The 16,033-nt window shown below is 63.4% G+C and carries 16 protein-coding genes; 5 read left to right on the forward strand and 11 right to left on the reverse strand.

Features of this window, described 5'->3' with window-relative positions; translation table 11 throughout:
* Positions 1–55: 55 nt before the first annotated feature.
* Positions 56–2,728: a pyruvate dehydrogenase (acetyl-transferring), homodimeric type gene (gene aceE / locus U5L98_RS15785; RefSeq protein ID WP_322559250.1), complete on the reverse strand. Its 2,673-nt coding sequence runs from the start codon at positions 2,726–2,728 to the stop codon at positions 56–58.
* A gap of 335 nt (positions 2,729–3,063) precedes the next feature.
* Positions 3,064–3,627, reverse strand: coding sequence for a 1,6-anhydro-N-acetylmuramyl-L-alanine amidase AmpD (gene ampD / locus U5L98_RS15790; protein WP_322559251.1), 564 nt, complete (start codon positions 3,625–3,627; stop codon positions 3,064–3,066).
* A 77-nt stretch (positions 3,628–3,704) separates the two neighbouring features.
* Between ampD and nadC the strand changes: the two genes are divergently transcribed.
* Positions 3,705–4,556, forward strand: a complete 852-nt coding sequence (nadC, locus tag U5L98_RS15795) for a carboxylating nicotinate-nucleotide diphosphorylase (protein ID WP_322559252.1) — start codon at positions 3,705–3,707, stop codon at positions 4,554–4,556.
* 9 nt (positions 4,557–4,565) lie between these two features.
* On the opposite strand, the gene U5L98_RS15800 is transcribed toward nadC, so the two are convergent.
* The gene (locus U5L98_RS15800) at positions 4,566–5,123 is read right to left on the reverse strand and encodes a GNAT family N-acetyltransferase (protein ID WP_322559253.1); all 558 of its coding nucleotides are present in this window, start codon (positions 5,121–5,123) and stop codon (positions 4,566–4,568) included.
* A gap of 93 nt (positions 5,124–5,216) precedes the next feature.
* Between U5L98_RS15800 and tsaA the strand changes: the two genes are divergently transcribed.
* On the forward strand, positions 5,217–5,963 hold the full coding sequence (gene tsaA, locus U5L98_RS15805) for a tRNA (N6-threonylcarbamoyladenosine(37)-N6)-methyltransferase TrmO (protein ID WP_322559254.1): 747 nt from the start codon (positions 5,217–5,219) through the stop codon (positions 5,961–5,963).
* Between the two features lie 41 nt (positions 5,964–6,004).
* On the opposite strand, the gene purC is transcribed toward tsaA, so the two are convergent.
* Genes purC through dapA form a run of 4 tightly spaced genes read right to left on the reverse strand, consistent with a single transcriptional unit; the run spans position 6,005 to position 9,449 of the window.
* The gene (gene purC, locus U5L98_RS15810; protein WP_322559255.1) at positions 6,005–6,718 is read right to left on the reverse strand and encodes a phosphoribosylaminoimidazolesuccinocarboxamide synthase; all 714 of its coding nucleotides are present in this window, start codon (positions 6,716–6,718) and stop codon (positions 6,005–6,007) included.
* Positions 6,719–6,754: 36 nt separating this feature from the next.
* On the reverse strand, positions 6,755–7,549 hold the full coding sequence (locus U5L98_RS15815) for an MBL fold metallo-hydrolase (RefSeq protein ID WP_322559256.1): 795 nt from the start codon (positions 7,547–7,549) through the stop codon (positions 6,755–6,757).
* A complete protein-coding gene (locus U5L98_RS15820) occupies positions 7,549–8,517 on the reverse strand; it encodes a lipoprotein, NlpB (protein ID WP_322559257.1) in 969 nt (322 codons plus the stop codon). The genes U5L98_RS15815 and U5L98_RS15820 overlap by 1 nt, the downstream gene beginning before the upstream one ends.
* A gap of 47 nt (positions 8,518–8,564) precedes the next feature.
* Positions 8,565–9,449: a 4-hydroxy-tetrahydrodipicolinate synthase gene (gene dapA / locus U5L98_RS15825; protein ID WP_322559258.1), complete on the reverse strand. Its 885-nt coding sequence runs from the start codon at positions 9,447–9,449 to the stop codon at positions 8,565–8,567.
* Between the two features lie 190 nt (positions 9,450–9,639).
* Between dapA and U5L98_RS15830 the strand changes: the two genes are divergently transcribed.
* Entirely contained in the window at positions 9,640–10,113 is a 474-nt protein-coding gene (locus U5L98_RS15830) for a peroxiredoxin (RefSeq protein WP_322559259.1), read from the forward strand.
* A 51-nt stretch (positions 10,114–10,164) separates the two neighbouring features.
* Here U5L98_RS15830 and U5L98_RS15835 read toward each other — a convergent pair whose 3' ends face one another.
* A complete protein-coding gene (locus U5L98_RS15835; protein ID WP_322559260.1) occupies positions 10,165–11,265 on the reverse strand; it encodes an AI-2E family transporter in 1,101 nt (366 codons plus the stop codon).
* Positions 11,262–11,510 (reverse strand): sulfurtransferase TusA family protein, encoded by a 249-nt coding sequence (locus U5L98_RS15840; RefSeq protein ID WP_322559261.1) that lies wholly within the window; start codon positions 11,508–11,510, stop codon positions 11,262–11,264. Before U5L98_RS15840 ends, U5L98_RS15835 begins: the two co-directional genes overlap by 4 nt.
* 144 nt (positions 11,511–11,654) lie before the next feature.
* Between U5L98_RS15840 and U5L98_RS15845 the strand changes: the two genes are divergently transcribed.
* Positions 11,655–13,160 carry a M48 family metalloprotease gene (locus U5L98_RS15845; RefSeq protein WP_322559262.1) on the forward strand — a complete coding sequence of 502 codons (1,506 nt, stop codon included), beginning with the start codon at positions 11,655–11,657 and terminating at the stop codon, positions 13,158–13,160.
* 6 nt (positions 13,161–13,166) lie between these two features.
* Here U5L98_RS15845 and nadA read toward each other — a convergent pair whose 3' ends face one another.
* On the reverse strand, positions 13,167–14,195 hold the full coding sequence (gene nadA / locus U5L98_RS15850) for a quinolinate synthase NadA (protein WP_322559263.1): 1,029 nt from the start codon (positions 14,193–14,195) through the stop codon (positions 13,167–13,169).
* A 429-nt stretch (positions 14,196–14,624) separates the two neighbouring features.
* On the opposite strand from nadA, the gene U5L98_RS15855 reads away from it, so the two are divergent.
* Positions 14,625–14,783: a YqaE/Pmp3 family membrane protein gene (locus U5L98_RS15855; protein ID WP_322559264.1), complete on the forward strand. Its 159-nt coding sequence runs from the start codon at positions 14,625–14,627 to the stop codon at positions 14,781–14,783.
* Between the two features lie 158 nt (positions 14,784–14,941).
* Here U5L98_RS15855 and U5L98_RS15860 read toward each other — a convergent pair whose 3' ends face one another.
* Positions 14,942–15,799 (reverse strand): ion transporter, encoded by an 858-nt coding sequence (locus U5L98_RS15860; RefSeq protein ID WP_322559265.1) that lies wholly within the window; start codon positions 15,797–15,799, stop codon positions 14,942–14,944.
* Positions 15,800–16,033 lie beyond the last annotated feature (234 nt).

Consider the following 16,033-nt stretch of genomic DNA (forward strand, 5'->3'; position numbering starts at 1 on the left):
TGACGGGGGCGGGCCGCGTGGGCCCGCCATGCCACCGTTTCACTCGATCGGCGCCTTACACCTCAAGCGGGTTGGGCTTGGCCGGATCGATGCCGTATTTCTTGAGCGCCTCGCCGACGACCTTGCGATCCAGTTCGCCACGGTCGGCCAGCGCCTTGAGTGCGGCCACGGTCACGAAGCGGCGGTCGACCTCGAAGAAGGCGCGAAGCTTCTCGCGGGTATCGGAGCGACCGAAGCCGTCGGTTCCCAATACATGGTAGTTGGTCGGCACCCAGGCGCGGACCTGGTCGGCGAACAACTTCATGTAGTCGGTAGCAGCGATCGCCGGTCCCTTCCGGTCTTCCAGGCAGGCGGTAACGTGAGGCTTGCCCGGTTCGGCTTGGGGATTGATGAAGGCCTGGCGATCGATCTCCAGGGCCTCGCGGCGCAGCTCGTTGAAGCTGGTGACGCTCCAGATATCAGAGCCCACGCCCCACTCATCGGCCAGCATCTCGGCGGCAGCCTCGACCTCGCGAAGGATGGTGCCCGAGCCCATCAACTGCACATGACCCTTGTCGCCCGAGGTCTCGCGCAGCAGATACATGCCCTTGATGATGTCCTCCGCCGGCACCGTTTCGAGCTCGGGGTGCTCGTAGTTCTCGTTCATCACCGTCAGGTAGTAGAAGCAGTTTTCCTTGTCGGAGAACATGCGCTTCAGGCCGTCCTGGACGATGACCGCCACCTCATGGGCATAGGTGGGGTCGTAGCAGCGGCAGTTGGGGATGGTCGAGGCCAGGATATGCGAATGACCATCCTGATGCTGGAGACCTTCACCATTGAGCGTGGTCCGCCCGGCGGTGCCGCCGATCAGGAAGCCTCGCGCCTGCATGTCGCCGGCCGACCAGGCGAGATCGCCGATGCGCTGAAAGCCGAACATCGAGTAATACACATAAAAGGGCAGCAGCGTGATGTTGTTGTTGGAGTACGAGGTCGCCGCAGCGATCCACGCCGACATGGCACCGGCCTCGGTGATGCCCTCCTCGAGGATCTGACCCTTCTGATCCTCGCGATAGAACATGATCTGGCCCTTGTCGACCGGCTCGTATTTCTGCCCCTCTGAGGTGTAGATGCCTAGCTGGCGGAACATGCCCTCCATGCCGAAGGTACGTGCCTCGTCGGGAATGATCGGTACGACTCTGGGTCCCAGCTGCTTGTGCTTGACCAGGCCGTTCAGCACACGCACGAAGGCCATGGTGGTGGACACTTCACGGCCCTTGGAGCCGCCGGTCTGCGAGGCGAAGATCTTGTCATCCAGCGGCGGAATGTCCAGCGCCTCGAAGTCGCTGCGCCGACTCGGCACGTAGCCACCCAGCCGCTCGCGCTGGAGGTGCATGTACTTGAGCTCGGGAGAATCATCCTCGGGCTTGTAGTACGGCACTTCCTTGAGCTGCTCGTCATTCAACGGAATGCCGAAACGGTCGCGGAACGTCTTGAGCGCCTCGTACTCCATGGTCTTGACCTGGTGGGCCTCGTTGGCGGCCTCACCGTCGCCGCTACCCATGCCGTAGCCCTTGACGGTGTGCGCCAGAATCACGGTGGGGCGGCCGTTGGCATTCTGAGTCGCCTCGTGATAAGCCGCATATACCTTGAAGGGGTCATGGCCGCCCCGGTTGAGCTTCCAGATATCCTCGTCCGACAGGTCCTTGACCATCTCCTCGGTTTCGGGATACTTGCCGAAGAAACGCTCACGGGTGTAGGCGCCGCCGTTGGACTTGAAATTCTGGTACTCGCCATCGACGGTCTCGTCCATGACCTTCTGCAGGACGCCCTTCTTGTCCTTCTCGAACAGCGGGTCCCAGAGGCGGCCCCAGACGACCTTGAGAACGTTCCAGCCGGCACCGCGGAAGACCCCTTCGAGCTCATCCATGATGCGGCCGTTGCCGCGAACCGGGCCATCCAGACGCTGCAGGTTGCAGTTGATGACGAAGATAAGGTTGTCGAGCTTCTCGCGGCTGGCCAGATGAATGGCGCCCAGGGACTCCGGCTCGTCACATTCTCCATCGCCCATGAAGCACCAGATCTTGCGATCGTGCATGTTCTTGAGCTCACGGGCATCCAGATACTTCATCACGTGAGCCTGGTAGATGGCCTGAATCGGCCCGAGGCCCATGGATACGGTAGGGAACTGCCAGAAGTCCGGCATCAGCCAGGGGTGCGGATAGGACGAGAGGCCGTCGCCATCGACCTCCTGGCGGAACTTGTCCATCTGGTCTTCGGTGAGCCGGCCCAGCAGATAGGAACGCGCGTAGACGCCCGGCGCCACATGGCCCTGGATGTAGACCAGGTCGCCCTCGAAGTCGCCATTCGGGGCGCGGAAGAAGTGATTGAAGCCCACATCATAGAGAGTCGCCGCCGACATGAAGCTGGCGATGTGACCACCCAGCCCCGGGTTCGCGCGATTGTTGCGAATCACCTGGGCGATCGCGTTGTAACGGACCAGCGAACGAATCCGCCGCTCCATGAAGATATCCCCCGGCAGTGGCGCCTCCCGATGCACCGGGATGGAGTTGCGATGTGGGGTGGTCACCGAGAAGGGTACCTGCATGCCATCACGACGTACGCGGTCGACCAGGCGCGTCATCAGGTACCGGGCACGATCCTCGCCCTCGCGATCCAGGACCGACTCCAGGGAATCAAGCCATTCCGTGGTTTCGACCGGATCGAGATCTTCTCTTGTTTCCAGACTCATAGACGTCTCTCCGAATGACGGTAAGGGCTACAGCCCCCGAAGAGGGGCGAGTGGAGCTCATGTACGTTAATGGGGGCCGAACGCATCAGGCCTGTAGTTATTTTACAAGAAGTATGTAATGCCGCTGCCGTTGGCGCGAAGATACCGTAAACGCCGGCTTCTGCCAATTCAAGATAGAATGGAAAAATATTCCATATAAATATATTGCACCGCAGCACAGTAGATTAGGTGCCCCCTACCCATCGAAACCGACCCATCTCAGACAGTTGTAGCTAAACTACCGTATGAAGCGAGCGTGCCATTCGGCACGGTCATTCACACCTCTTTAGCATCCTTCAGGAACGTATTCTTTCTATTTCCTGGCGGAAATAGGCCCAGTCGAAGGCGGGGCCCGGGTCGTTCTTGCGCAGTGGCGCTACCCGGGCATGGCTGGTGATGCGTGTCTCGTCGAGGGACGGATAGGCACCGAGCAATGCTCGTGTGACGGCTGCGAGCACTCGGTACTGTGCTCCCGTATAGGGGCTGATCTCGTCGCCCTCCAACTCGATGCCCAAGGCAAAATCGTTCAATGCCCGGCGCTCGACCTCTCCGTCCCGCCACCGCGAGCGGCCGGCATGCCAGGCCCGCGCCTCGAAGGGCACGAACTGCACGCATTCGCCGCCCCGCCGGATCAGCAGATGGGCCGAAACGCGCAGGTCAGCGATGGCCGCGAAGAAGGGGTCTGCCTCGGGATCGAGCCGGTTAGTAAACAGCCGCTCGATATGCTCGCCCCCGAAGACACCGGGCGGCAGGCTGATGGCGTGCAGCAACAGCAGTGAAACCTCACCGGTGGGGCGCTCGTCCTGGTTGGGCGAGGGAACCCTGCGGGCTCCCTGTAGCCAGCCGTTGTCGATGCACATGGTTTTTCCCTGACGTCGATGCATGGGTTTCCCTATAATGACGGTCTCACGCTTTCCCGCACAGAGATGGACACGCCATGCATTACCAGGATGCCCTCGCCGAAGAGATCCGTGACAGTGCCGCCCGGCTGCTGGCCGAGGATGTCGGCCCCGGCGACATCACCGCTCAGCTGATTCCCGACAAGCAGATAACCTGGGCTCGGGTGATCACCCGGGAGGCAGCGGTGCTGTGCGGCGTGGCCTGGGTCGACGAACTGTACCGACGCCTCGATGCCCGAGTCGCGCTGCACTGGCAGGCCGCCGACGGCGACGCCCTCGCGCCAGGCCAGGCCTTCCTCGAGCTGGAGGGCCCTGCGCGAAGCCTGCTTACCGGGGAGCGAGCTGCGCTCAACCTGCTGCAGACCCTCTCCGCCACGGCAACCCGCACCCGTCGCTACGTGGACCTGCTCGAGGGGACCGGGGTGCGCATGCTGGATACTCGCAAGACGCTGCCTGGCCTGAGGCTCGCACAGAAATACGCGGTGACCTGCGGCGGCGGCCACAATCACCGCATCGGCCTCTATGATGCCTTCCTGATCAAGGAGAACCACATCGCCGCCTGCGGCGGCATCGCGGCCGCCGTGCGCGAAGCGCGCAGCATCGCCCGCGACCTGCCGGTGGAGGTGGAGGTGGAAACCTTCGAGGAGCTGGACCTGGCGCTCGCCGCCGGGGCCGACGTGATCATGCTCGACAACTTCAGCCTCGATGACATGCGGGAGGCAGTACGACGCACTGCCGGACGCGCCACCCTGGAGGCCTCGGGAAACGTCGATGAAGGCACCCTGCGCACCATCGCCGAGACCGGGGTGGACTGCATCTCCAGCGGCGCCCTGACCAAGGATATCCAGGCCATCGACCTGTCGATGCGTATCCTCGAACGAGAGGCCTGAACGACGCCCTCAGGTCTCGACCGCGACGAGCGCCTTCTCGAGGCGCTGCCGGTAGAGTCGCTCACCGCCGCGCTCTACCCAGTCCTCCCCCAGCGACGTCCAACCACGATGCACCAAGCCATCCACCAGCACGGCGCTGGCCATGATACTGACCCGGGTCACGCCATGCTCCAGCAGCAGGCGCTCGGCATGCACCAGCAGAGTCGAGCCGATCCCGCGCCGACCCAGCGACGGCCAGACATAGAGGGTCTCGATCCGCCCGCGGGGGATATCCAGTTCCAGGAACCCCACGCAGCGGCCTTCACAGTCGGCAACCAGGGTCGTATAGAGCGCCTGGCGCGCCGCCCAGGCACAACCATCCCGCGGCAGCACCATCGCCCATGCCTGGCGCTCGGCCAACGAGTAGTGTCCCGACGCGCCTTGCATCACGGCATGATGGAAGACCTCGGCCTGGTCGACGCCATCACGAGACCGTGCCTTGCGATAGACGATTCGCGGTCCACGACGCTGTCCGGACGGGGACTGCTCGGCCGTCTCGGAACCTTTTTCGATATCGGCAAGACCCATGCGAGATTTTCCTGAAATGATGACCCGAACCGCAGACTACCCAAGCCACGCCGCCGGGCCAAGCCCCGCGGCTGAACACCGTCAGGATATGCCATGAACGACCCGTCCGACGCCTTCCAACTGAGGACCATCGGCATCATCGAAAGCGACTTCCCGGACAAGTTCGGTATCCCCCGCCAACCCGGGCTGGCCACGGCGGCCCGAGCGACCCTGGTGATGGTCCCTCCCTTCACTGACCCCCTGGCGATGCGCGGCCTGGAAGCCTTCAGCCACCTCTGGCTGACCTTCGTCTTCCACCTCAGCCCGGAACCGCACGACCCAGCGGACTGGACCCCGCTGGTCCGCCCACCTCGCCTAGGCGGCAACTCTCGGATGGGGGTTTTCGCCAGCCGCAGCACCCACCGACCCAACCGTCTGGGGCTGTCGCTGGTGGAACTGGTCGACATCGACACCTCTCACGGAGTACGCCTGCGGCTTCGCGGCGTCGACCTGGTCGACGGCACCCCGGTGCTCGACATCAAGCCCTATCTGCCCTGGGTGGAATCCCGCCCCGAGGCCCTCGCCGGCTTCGCTCCTGAGCCGCCACCGACCCTTGCGGTCAGCCTCTCGCCCGAGGCCGAAGCCGTGCTGGCCGGGCGCTCCGACGGTGACACACTGCGCGAACTGATCCACCAGGTGCTAGCCCAAGACCCCCGCCCTGCCTACCGCAGGCGTGCTGAAAAGCGGATCTACGGCGTCAGGCTGCGCGATGTGGATGTGCGCTTTAAGGCGCTTCAGGAGCCAGCCGGCCCCACCACCCTAAGGGTGGTCGAGCTCGTTCAGACCAAAACCAAGACGTGAAAAGGGCCCCGCAGGGCCCTTCTCGCGACACGCCTGTGGCCTCAGTCGAAGTCGATGCCGATACGACGACCGACCTCCTCGTACGCCTCGATCACACCACCCAACCCCTGGCGAAAGCGGTCCTTGTCGAGCTTCTCGCGGGTCCTGGCGTCCCACAAGCGACAGCCGTCCGGGGAGAACTCGTCGCCCAGCACGATCTCGCCTTTGAACAGGCCGAACTCCAGCTTGTAATCCACCAGCAGCAGGCCACCGTCGGCAAACAGCTGCTTGAGCACCCCGTTGACCCGGAAGGTAAGCGCCTTCATCTCGGCCAGCTGTTCGGGGGTCGCCCAGCCGAAGGTCTCGGCCAGCGACTCGTTGATCATGGGGTCGTGCAGAGCATCATCCTTGAGGAACAGCTCGAAGGTGGGCGGATCGAGCGCCTGACCCTCTTTCACGCCAAGGCGCTTGACCAGGCCACCGGCGGCGATGTTGCGCACCACACACTCCACCGGGATCATCTCGAGTCGCTTCACCAGGCTCTCGGTGTCGGAGAGGCGCTGGTCGAAATGGGTGGGGATGCCCGCCGCCTGGAGCTTCTCCATGATGAAGGCATTGAAGCGATTATTGACCATCCCCTTGCGGGCCAACGACTCCATGCGCTCGCCATCGAAGGCGCTGGTGTCATCGCGGAAGGTCAGGATCAGGCGATCGGGGTCGTCGGTGGCATGGACCGACTTGGCCTTGCCGGCATAGAGTTCTTGGCGCTTTTCCATGGGGGCCTCCAGAGGCGCGGATAAGAGTCAGAATGGTCAGCCGAGGGTCTGCCACGCCACGCCAGCATCCTGAGCGGCGACCCTCAGCCGTGATTCATCGCCGTCGAGCAGCGGCACCAGAGCCTCCAGGGCCAGCTCGGGACGGTTGTTTTGGTCGGAGAGATGGGAACAGACGATACGCTGCAGGCGGTCGAGCCCCAGCCGCTGCAGCAGCCAGGCCGCCTGACCATTAGCCAGATGCCCCCAGTCACCGCCAACCCGACGCTTCAAGTTCGCGGGATAGGGTCCCTCGGCGAGCAAGCGCGGGTCGTGGTTGCACTCCAGCACAATGCCATCACAGCCGGCAAAGGCCTCGACCACATGCGCACTGGGATGCCCCAGGTCGGTCAAAAGCCCGAGACACCACTTACCGGCCACGATGCGAAACTGCACGGGCTCCCGGGCGTCGTGGGGCACGGTGACGGGATCGATGGTCAAGCCCTTGATTGCGAACTGGCTTTGAGGGGTGATCCAGTGGCGCTGGGGCAGCTCGCCGAGCCGACCCGACAGCCAGGTGCCCGGCGTCAGGTAGACCGGCACCCCATGACGCCGGGCCAAGGGGCCGACGCCCCGCACATGATCGCCATGCTCGTGGGTGACCAGCAGAGCATCGAGTTGGCGGGGATGCAGCCCCAGGCGGGCCAGGCGTCGTTCGGTCTCGCGCAGGGTGAAGCCACAGTCGACCAGAAGGTGCGTCTCGCCATCGCTGACCAGAGTGGCATTGCCCTTGCTGCCGCTGCCCAGTGAGGCAAAGGAGAGGCGCCCTTGCGCGCCCCGCACCATGCCACTCATCAGCGCAACAGACCCGCCACCCGCTCGAGAAGCTCGCGCTGGTCCTCGGTGGAGAGCGGCTCCTCGTCGGCACTCAGCGCCTTGAGCACGGTCTCCTCGGGTCCATACGCCTCCAGCACCAGGCGGACCTGCTGGGGAGAATCCCCCAAGTTCAGAGTGGCCAGCGAACGCAATAGGCCTCGCTGCCGTTCACTACGAGTCAGGTAGCTCACCAGGAAACTGCGCGACGCAGGATCACGCTGGAGCAACTCGCGACGTCCTTCGACGGCGAAGGCTAGCTCCAGCTGGTGGCTGAACTCGGACCAGAGACGGTCCGCCTCGAAGGGCAAGACGACCTGCCAGTCGTCGCCACGCTGCTCGAACCTCGCACGATCCTGGGTCTCGGAACGCTGCACGGCCAGCGAGGACGCGCTCGACGACATGCTGAGTGCCTCGAAGTGTCGTTCCAGCGCCGTCAAGCAGGACCCCTGGGGGGTCCCGCCCTGCTCACAGCGTATCTCGCTGTCGCCACTGCGCAGCGCCGGACGGACGCTGAACCTGGCCTGATCGGTATCCAGGATGCCGCGGCGGGAATCGCTGGCGGTGACGGTCAGGCCACGGCTGCGCACGAAACGCTCGAGCTCCGGCCAGACCGTTGCCGGTTCGGCGCCCACCACCAGCCAGCGCTCGTCGCCGATTGCGCGACGCTCGACATAGCCTCGCTCCATGCTGCCCCCGGGCGTTAGGGCCTGGGGAAGAGGTGCCTCCACGACGCCATTCTCGGCGGGGCGCGCACCGCCGACCTCGGGAACCGGCATGGCATCCCGGTAACGCTCGACTTTGCGGGCGTTTGGCAGCACCAGGGGCGCACTCTCCTCGGCCTCGTCATAGTCGAGGTTGCGGTCATGATAGTAGCCATCACGGGCACAGCCGGCCATGGCCAGGACGATGACCGCCACAAGCGGCATCCCTTTCAGCGCAGAGTTCATGCATCCACCTTGCCTAATGTTGTGCGGAGTGCGGTGTCGGGCACCGCTCAGTCGTCGATCAGGCCCGCCAGCTGCAGGGCCTCGCTGACGGTGGAGTGGTACTTCTCGGAGAGCCAGGTCAAGGGCAGCCGGATGCCAGGCTCTATGTGACCCATGCGATACAACGCCCACTTGACTGGAATCGGATTGGACTCGATTCCCAGGTTGGTATGCAGCGGCATCAGGCGTGTGTTGATCTGGTGAGCCCGATCAGCCCCTCCGGACACGGCAGCCGTGCAAAGCTCGTGCATGGCCCGCGGAGCCACGTTGGCGGTCACCGAGATGTCGCCATGGCCACCCATCAGCATGAAGTCGCAGGCGGTGGCGTCGTCTCCGGAATATAGCATGAAGCCGCTACCCTCGAGGCGCGCGATCAGGTCTTCGGCACGCTCCAGGTTGCCGGTGGCGTCCTTGAGCCCGATGATCTTGTCGACCTCGGCCAGGCGCAGCACGGTCTCGTTGTAGATGTCCGAGCAGGTGCGCCCCGGCACGTTATAGAGAATGACCGGCAGGTCACTACTCTCGGCGATGGCCTTGAAGTGCCGGTAGAGCCCTTCCTGCGTAGGCTTGTTGTAATAGGGCGCCACGGTCAGACAGCAGTCCGCACCGACCTCACTGGCATAACGGGCCAGTTCCACCGCCTCGGTGGTATTGTTGGAGCCGGTGCCGGCAATGACCGGGATCCGCCCGTTCACCTCCTCAACTACGGTACGGATGACATCGAAATGTTCGGCGAACGACATGGTGGTTGGCTCACCGGTGGTGCCGGCTGCCACGATCGCGTCGGTGCCGTTGTCGAGATGAAAGTGTACCAGGCGGCGCAAGGCCTCCCAGTCGATATCGCCGTTGACCTTCATCGGCGTCGCCAGCGCGACGATACTGCCAGTGATCATCCTCTCGATTCCTCTCGATTCGCCTGCATTCGCGGCCTCTCGGGCCTCGGGCAACACCCCGGAAGCTGCCCCGGTACCAGGGGCCAGATGGTACTCAGGCCTCGCGAGCCTGTACAGCCGCGACTTTACAGTTCGCCACGGGTTACGTGTAATCAGGGTTCATTCTCTCATCCACGACAGGAGCACAACCATGAGCGTCAGTCTCGGCGAGCCCGTACCGGACTTCACCGCCACTGCCACCGGCGATACCACCGTCACCCTCTCCGAGCTGAAAGGACAGCAGGTAGTGATCTTCTTCTACCCTAAGGCGAGTACCCCAGGATGCACCACCGAAGGCGGCGACTTCCGCGACCGCAAGGAGATCTTCGATGCCGCCAACACCCTGATCTTCGGCGTCTCTCGGGACGGCATCCGCGCCCAGGAGAACTTCAAGGCCAAGCAGGGCTTCAACTTTACGCTGATCTCCGACAAGGACGAATCAGTCTGCCGGCTGTTCGACGTCATCAAGCCAAAGAAGCTCTACGGCAAGGAGCACCTGGGGATCGAGCGCAGCACCTTCCTGATCGATGCCGACGGCAAGCTTGCCCGCGAGTGGCGCGGTGTCAAAGTCAAGGGCCATGCTCAGGAGGTGCTGGAAGCCGCCCAGGCACTGCACGACGGCTGAACGCTCTCACCGCTTTGCTTCACGCAAATGACCTTCCGCGCCTCGCCACGCTCACCGCTCGGCAGGCGTCTCGGTCGATTCCTGAAGGTGACGCTGTTTGATGCCCCGTGGCCAAGCGTAGACCAGCGCCTTGATCAGGGTCGCCAGGGGGATAGCGAAGAAGACCCCCCAGAAGCCCCAGATCCCGCCGAAGAAGAGGATCGCCAGGATGATCGATACCGGATGGATATTGACCGCCTCGGAGAACAGGATCGGCGACAGGACATTGCCGTCCAGCGCCTGCAGCACACCATAGGCAATCAGCACATAGACAAACTCATCCGTCAGGCCGAAGTGGAAACCGGCGACCGCCGCCACCGGCAGGGTGGTTACCGCCGCCCCGATATAGGGCACCAGCACCGACAGGCCCACCACCACAGACAGTAGCGCCGTGTAGGGAAGCCCGAAGTAGGTGAAGGTGAAGAAGGCCACGCTGCCGACGATGATGATCTCGATGACCTTGCCACGCACGTAGTTGGCGATCTGGTCGTCCATCTCCTCCCAGACGCGCGTCATCAGCTCGCGCCGCTGGGGCAGCAACGATGTCGTAAAGCCCACCAGAAGATCGCGATCCTTAAGCATGAACAACACCAGGATCGGCACCAGGATCAGGTAGACGATCAGTGTCAGTACGTTGCCCAGCGAGGCCAGTGACAAGGTCAGGGCCCGCTGGCCGAGTTGCGTCACCTCGCGGCCAGCTACGTCGATCCAGTTCTGCATCTGGTCGGGAGTAATCAGATTGGGGTAGCGCTCCTGGAGGTCGTCCAGTAACCGCTGACCGCTGGCAAACATGCGCGGCGCCTCCTGGACCAGACCCACCAGCTGGTTCCAGATCAGCGGCATCAGGATGAAGGCCAGCGCCAGCAGTATCCCGATGAAGGCGAGAAACACCACGAATACCGCCAGCAAGCGCGGCATCCTGCGCCGTTCCATCCAGCTCACCGGCCCCTGCAGCAGGAAGGCGACCACCAGCGCAGTGAGAAAAGGCGCCAGCATGCGTCCGAACAGGATCACAGCCGCAAACCCCAGCACCAGCACCACCAGCAGGATCACCGCCTCCTCATCCGAGAAATAGTGATCGATCCAACCCTTGAAGACCGACCTCAGCGTCATGAAGCCGGCTCCCCACCCTTGCGGATCCAGTAATGGTAGACGTCACCTCGCTCTTCCCTGGCTGGCATTTCGTGCACACTCTGGGCAACGAAGGTCTCGAAGTCGCGCCAGGAGCCCGCATCGGTGGCCATCACCTCCAGCAGTTGGCCAGGCACGAGGCGTGCCAGGGACTGCTTGGCCTTGAGCAGCGGCAAAGGGCAGGGAAGACCGCGGGCATCGAGCAGGTCATCGGGTTGCAGCGCCATGGTGTCTCCCGGGAAAATGCAGTCAGGACATGCCGGCCCATCAGGCCGCACGCAAGTTCCTGCGATTTAAAGGCACTTTGCAGGCCGAATCAATGTCAGAGCAGGTTAACTGCCACTGTTTTCGCCCCCTTGACGAGGACGGTCATGCTGCGTCGAACCGGATATTGTCTACCCGCCTGCGCCCTGAGCCTGGTACTCGTTCTGCCGTCCCAGGCCCAGTCCCCCGACCGCTACGAGGCACCCGGCCTGACCCGTAACCCGGCGACCACGTCCGGGGGTGATTACGGACTGCCCAGCCTGTCCGGCAGTGGCAGCCAGGCCATCAGTGGCGAGGAATACCGCCTGGGTCGCGCCTGGCTGCGCCAGTTTCGCGCCCGGGCCCCCGAATGGCAGGATGACATCGCCCAGGACTATGTGGAGTCACTGGTGGCCCGCCTGCTGCCTCACAGTGGTCTGGGAGACGCCCGAATCGCCGTTACCCTGGTAGAGAGCCGTCTGCTCAATGCCTTCGCAGTGCCCGGCGGGGTGATCGGCGTCAATGCCGGACTGTTTGCCTTCGCCGAACGTGAAGCCGAGCTGGCCTCGGTGATCGCCCACGAGCTCGGCCATCTTTCCCAGCGCCACTATGCTCGCGGCCAGGAACGCGCCGAACAGACTCAGATCCCGGCCATGGCGGCCATGCTCGCCGGGATGCTGATCGCTGCCGGGGGCGGCGGCGATGCCGGCATCGCCGCCGCCATGGGCTCACAGGCGGCCCTCATCCAGGACCAGCTGAGCTACTCGCGACGCTTCGAGCAGGAGGCCGACCGCGTTGGCCTGCAGGCCATGGCCGACGCCGGCTATGAACCGGACGCCATGGTGAAGATGTTCCGTGCCATGCAACGCATGGTGAGCCTGCAAGGGGGCACCCCCCCTGAATTTCTCCTCACTCACCCGGTAACCGAGTCACGCATCAGCGATACTCAGGCTCGCGCCGACCAGATCACCGTGACGGCACCACGCAGCACAGATCATCACTATCAGTTGGTGAGAGCCCGGGCGCTGCTGACGGTCCATGACCGCGACCCGCAGCAGGCCATCACTCGCCTGGCACAGGATCAGGCCCCGGAATCGGCCAAGCGCTACCTGGCCGCGCTGGTCGATGCCCGGGCCGGGCGCATCGACAGGGCTCTCGGCGAGCTTGACGCCCTGGCACGAACACTGCCCGACCTGGCCATGCTTCCTGCCTCGGCGGCCCAGGTCGCCTTCGAGGCCGGCCGCATCGACGAGGCCATCAACCGCAGCCGTCGCCAGCTACGGTTGATGCCGGATTATTCGCCGGCGAGCCGGCTATTGGGGGAGGCACTGTTGCAGCGCAACGCCGACGAGGCCTATCGCGTGCTGCGCGACCTGGCCGACGCCCGTCCCGAGGACCCGCAGGTGTTCACCCTGCTCGCCGAGGCCGCCGGTCGCAGCGGCCGCGAGGCCTGGGGCCACCTGGCCCGCGCCGAGCAGTTGCAGCTCACTGGCCATATCGACCGCGCCATCCGCCAGCTCGAGGTGGCGAAGGACGTAGCCGAAAGCGAAGGCGACAACGCCGCGTCCAGCCAAATCGAGCGGCGTCGTGAAGCTTTTATCGGTTACCGGGAGACGCTAGAGAAATTTCAATAGGCGCTATTAAGTCTGGAAGTTGAGCATTCGCTCCAGCGGCTTGAGGGCCGCCAGACGAAGCGCATCATCCACGAATATCTCGCCAGAACCATCTCGCAGGGTACCCGCCAGATTGTCCAGGGCGTTCATCGCCATCCAGGGACAATGAGCGCAGCTCTTGCAAGTCGCACCATTGCCGGCGGTAGGCGCCTCGAAGAGTGTCTTCTCCGGAACCGCCTGCTGCATCTTGAAGAAGATGCCGCGGTCGGTGGCGACGATCAGCTTGTCGTTGGGCAATTCCTTGGCGGCCTTGATCAGTTGGGAGGTGGACCCCGTCACGTCGGCCAGCTCGACCACCGAGGCCGGTGACTCCGGGTGCACCAGCACCGCGGCTTCGGGATAAAGCCCCTTGAGATCCTCGACCCCCTTGGCCTTGAACTCCTCGTGGACGATGCAGGCACCGTCCCAGAGCAACATGTCGGCACCGGTCTGTTTCTGGATGTAGCCACCCAGGTGTTTGTCGGGCGCCCAAAGGATCTTCTCGCCCCTGGCCTGGAGGTGCTCGATCACATCCACGGCGATCGAGGAAGTCACCACCCAGTCGGCCCGCGCCTTTACCGCCGCGGAGGTATTGGCATAGACCACCACGGTACGGTCGGGATGGGCATCACAGAAAGCGCTGAACTCATCGGCCGGACAGCCCACATCCAGCGAGCATGTCGCCTCCAGAGTGGGCATCAACACGCGCTTCTCCGGGGAGAGTATCTTGGCGGTCTCGCCCATGAAGCGCACGCCGGCCACTACGAGGGTGTCGGCCTCGTGGCGAGCTCCGAAACGGGCCATCTCCAGGGAATCAGCCACGCAACCGCCCGTCTCCTCGGCCAGCTGCTGGATGGCATCGTCGGTATAGTAATGCGCCACCAGCACGGCATTGTTGGCCTCGAGCAGATGCTTGATCTCCGCGATGCGCGCCTCGTCATCGGCGGGAATACGGGTGGGGCAATAGGTGCGTGCGAGCTGCTCGCGCAGATCTACACGGGAAGTCATGATTGTCATCGTGTCTACCACTGTGACCGGCAGGGGCTCCCCCTGCATTACACCAGGTGCCGCCGCTCATGCGCTCCGCAAGGGGGGCAACACACCAGAGGGTCAACCGCTGCGTCTCTCGCGATGGCCGACCCAACACCATTCTAGACCATATCGCCGAGGAAATGTTCGCCCTGCACCATCAAGACGGCTCATTGTCGTGACGTCCAGGTAGTCTTGACGCACAGTGCCGACTCACTTTCGATGCGCCGAACGGCTATGTGTGCTATGGCACCGACCCGGCAGCCCTCGTTACTTATCATTAAACACTCAACTGGCCGGCATATGCAGCATTGCGGAAAATCAGCATGACGAGATGCTGACGTCAACGCACTGACACTGACGAATGCCGCGAAATAGCGCCGAAACGGCATCCCATCTCACTCAGGAGCCTAGCCATTGGACCTGTTACGCATCATCGTCGCAATCCTCTTGCCGCCGCTCGGCGTCTTCCTGCAGGAAGGTATCGGCAAGCATTTCTGGATCAACATTCTTCTGACGCTACTCGGCTATATTCCGGGCATCGTTCACGCCGTGTGGATCATCGCCAGACGATGAACACGTCGAGGCCGCCAGCAGACGTACCGCAGCGCCGGGCCGCCGAAGCTCGCATGCGCGTTCACCGGCTCGCATCCAGTGATGGTGGAAGAATTGCGCAGGGCCCGGCCATGGCCATGCACAGCAGGCAAAGCGACCTGACAGTTTGGCAACGCGGGTCAGCGATCTTCCTGGGGCGGGCGAGGCGCCAGGCCCTGAATATCTTCGCGCAGCGCAGTCAGCTCGCGTCGAAGAGCCGCCAGCTCCCGGGCGCCCGCCAACTCGGCCTGATCATTTTCGGCGTCGCGGCCGACGAAGAAGGTCGCGAGTGTCGCCGTCACGTAACCGAATACGCCGAAGGCATACAGCGAGAGAAGGACGCACAGCAGGCGTCCCTCGAAGGTCACCGGCCAGTACTGCGAACCCATGGTGGTCATGATCATACCGGTCCACCACAGCGCCTCCCCATAGGTGTCCAAGCCGTCGGGCACGTCGCTCTCGAAGGCGAACATCCCGGCCGCACCAGCTAACGCAACCAACACCGTGAGGGCCAAAATATAGCCGAAACCGCGACGCTGCAGGCTCGCGCCGAGGGCGCGCATACCGCGATTGAGCGAACTGACGACGCGAAACAGACGCAACCCACGCCCCACACGCGCCACCCGTAACAACCGGACCACACGAAAGACCCGAAAGATCCGCAGCGCCGGCACCAGCAGCGAGAGAACGGTCAGCCAGTTACGTTTGAGGTATACCCGTTTGCCCGGGGCGAGCAAAAACTCCACGGCGAAGTCGAAAATGAATACGCCCCAGATGAGCGTTCCGACGATCTCGAACGACAAGCTCTCGCCCCAGACCAATTCTCCGACCAATAATGCCAGCCATACGAAAGCGAGGATCAGCATCGGCACTTCGAGCCAATTTCCCAGGCGTTGCAAAAGCTCATGGCGCTCTTTTTCCAACGCCTCCTCGACGGGGGCCTGGGGGACTTTCAAGGCTTGTGGGCCCTGCCGGTCGCCGGTGCTATCAGTACTCATCACGCCTCCTTGCGGGACGCGCCGCGTTGTGCAAAACGTTAGGAAAAAAGCAAGTTCGATATACGATAGAGCAGAAACACGCAATTATTATGTCCGCCAGCGCACAGACTGGAAGGCCCACCGAGACATAGGATCAACAGTATGGACGGCAAGGAAACCTCCTATACAGGAAGTTACCCTTCGCGTCACATGGATTGCGACGCCATCATGACATGAATCCCATCGCCATCCTGA

Source organism: Halomonas sp. (genome assembly GCF_034520545.1).
In the GTDB taxonomy this organism is placed as follows: Bacteria; Pseudomonadota; Gammaproteobacteria; order Pseudomonadales; family Halomonadaceae; genus Halomonas.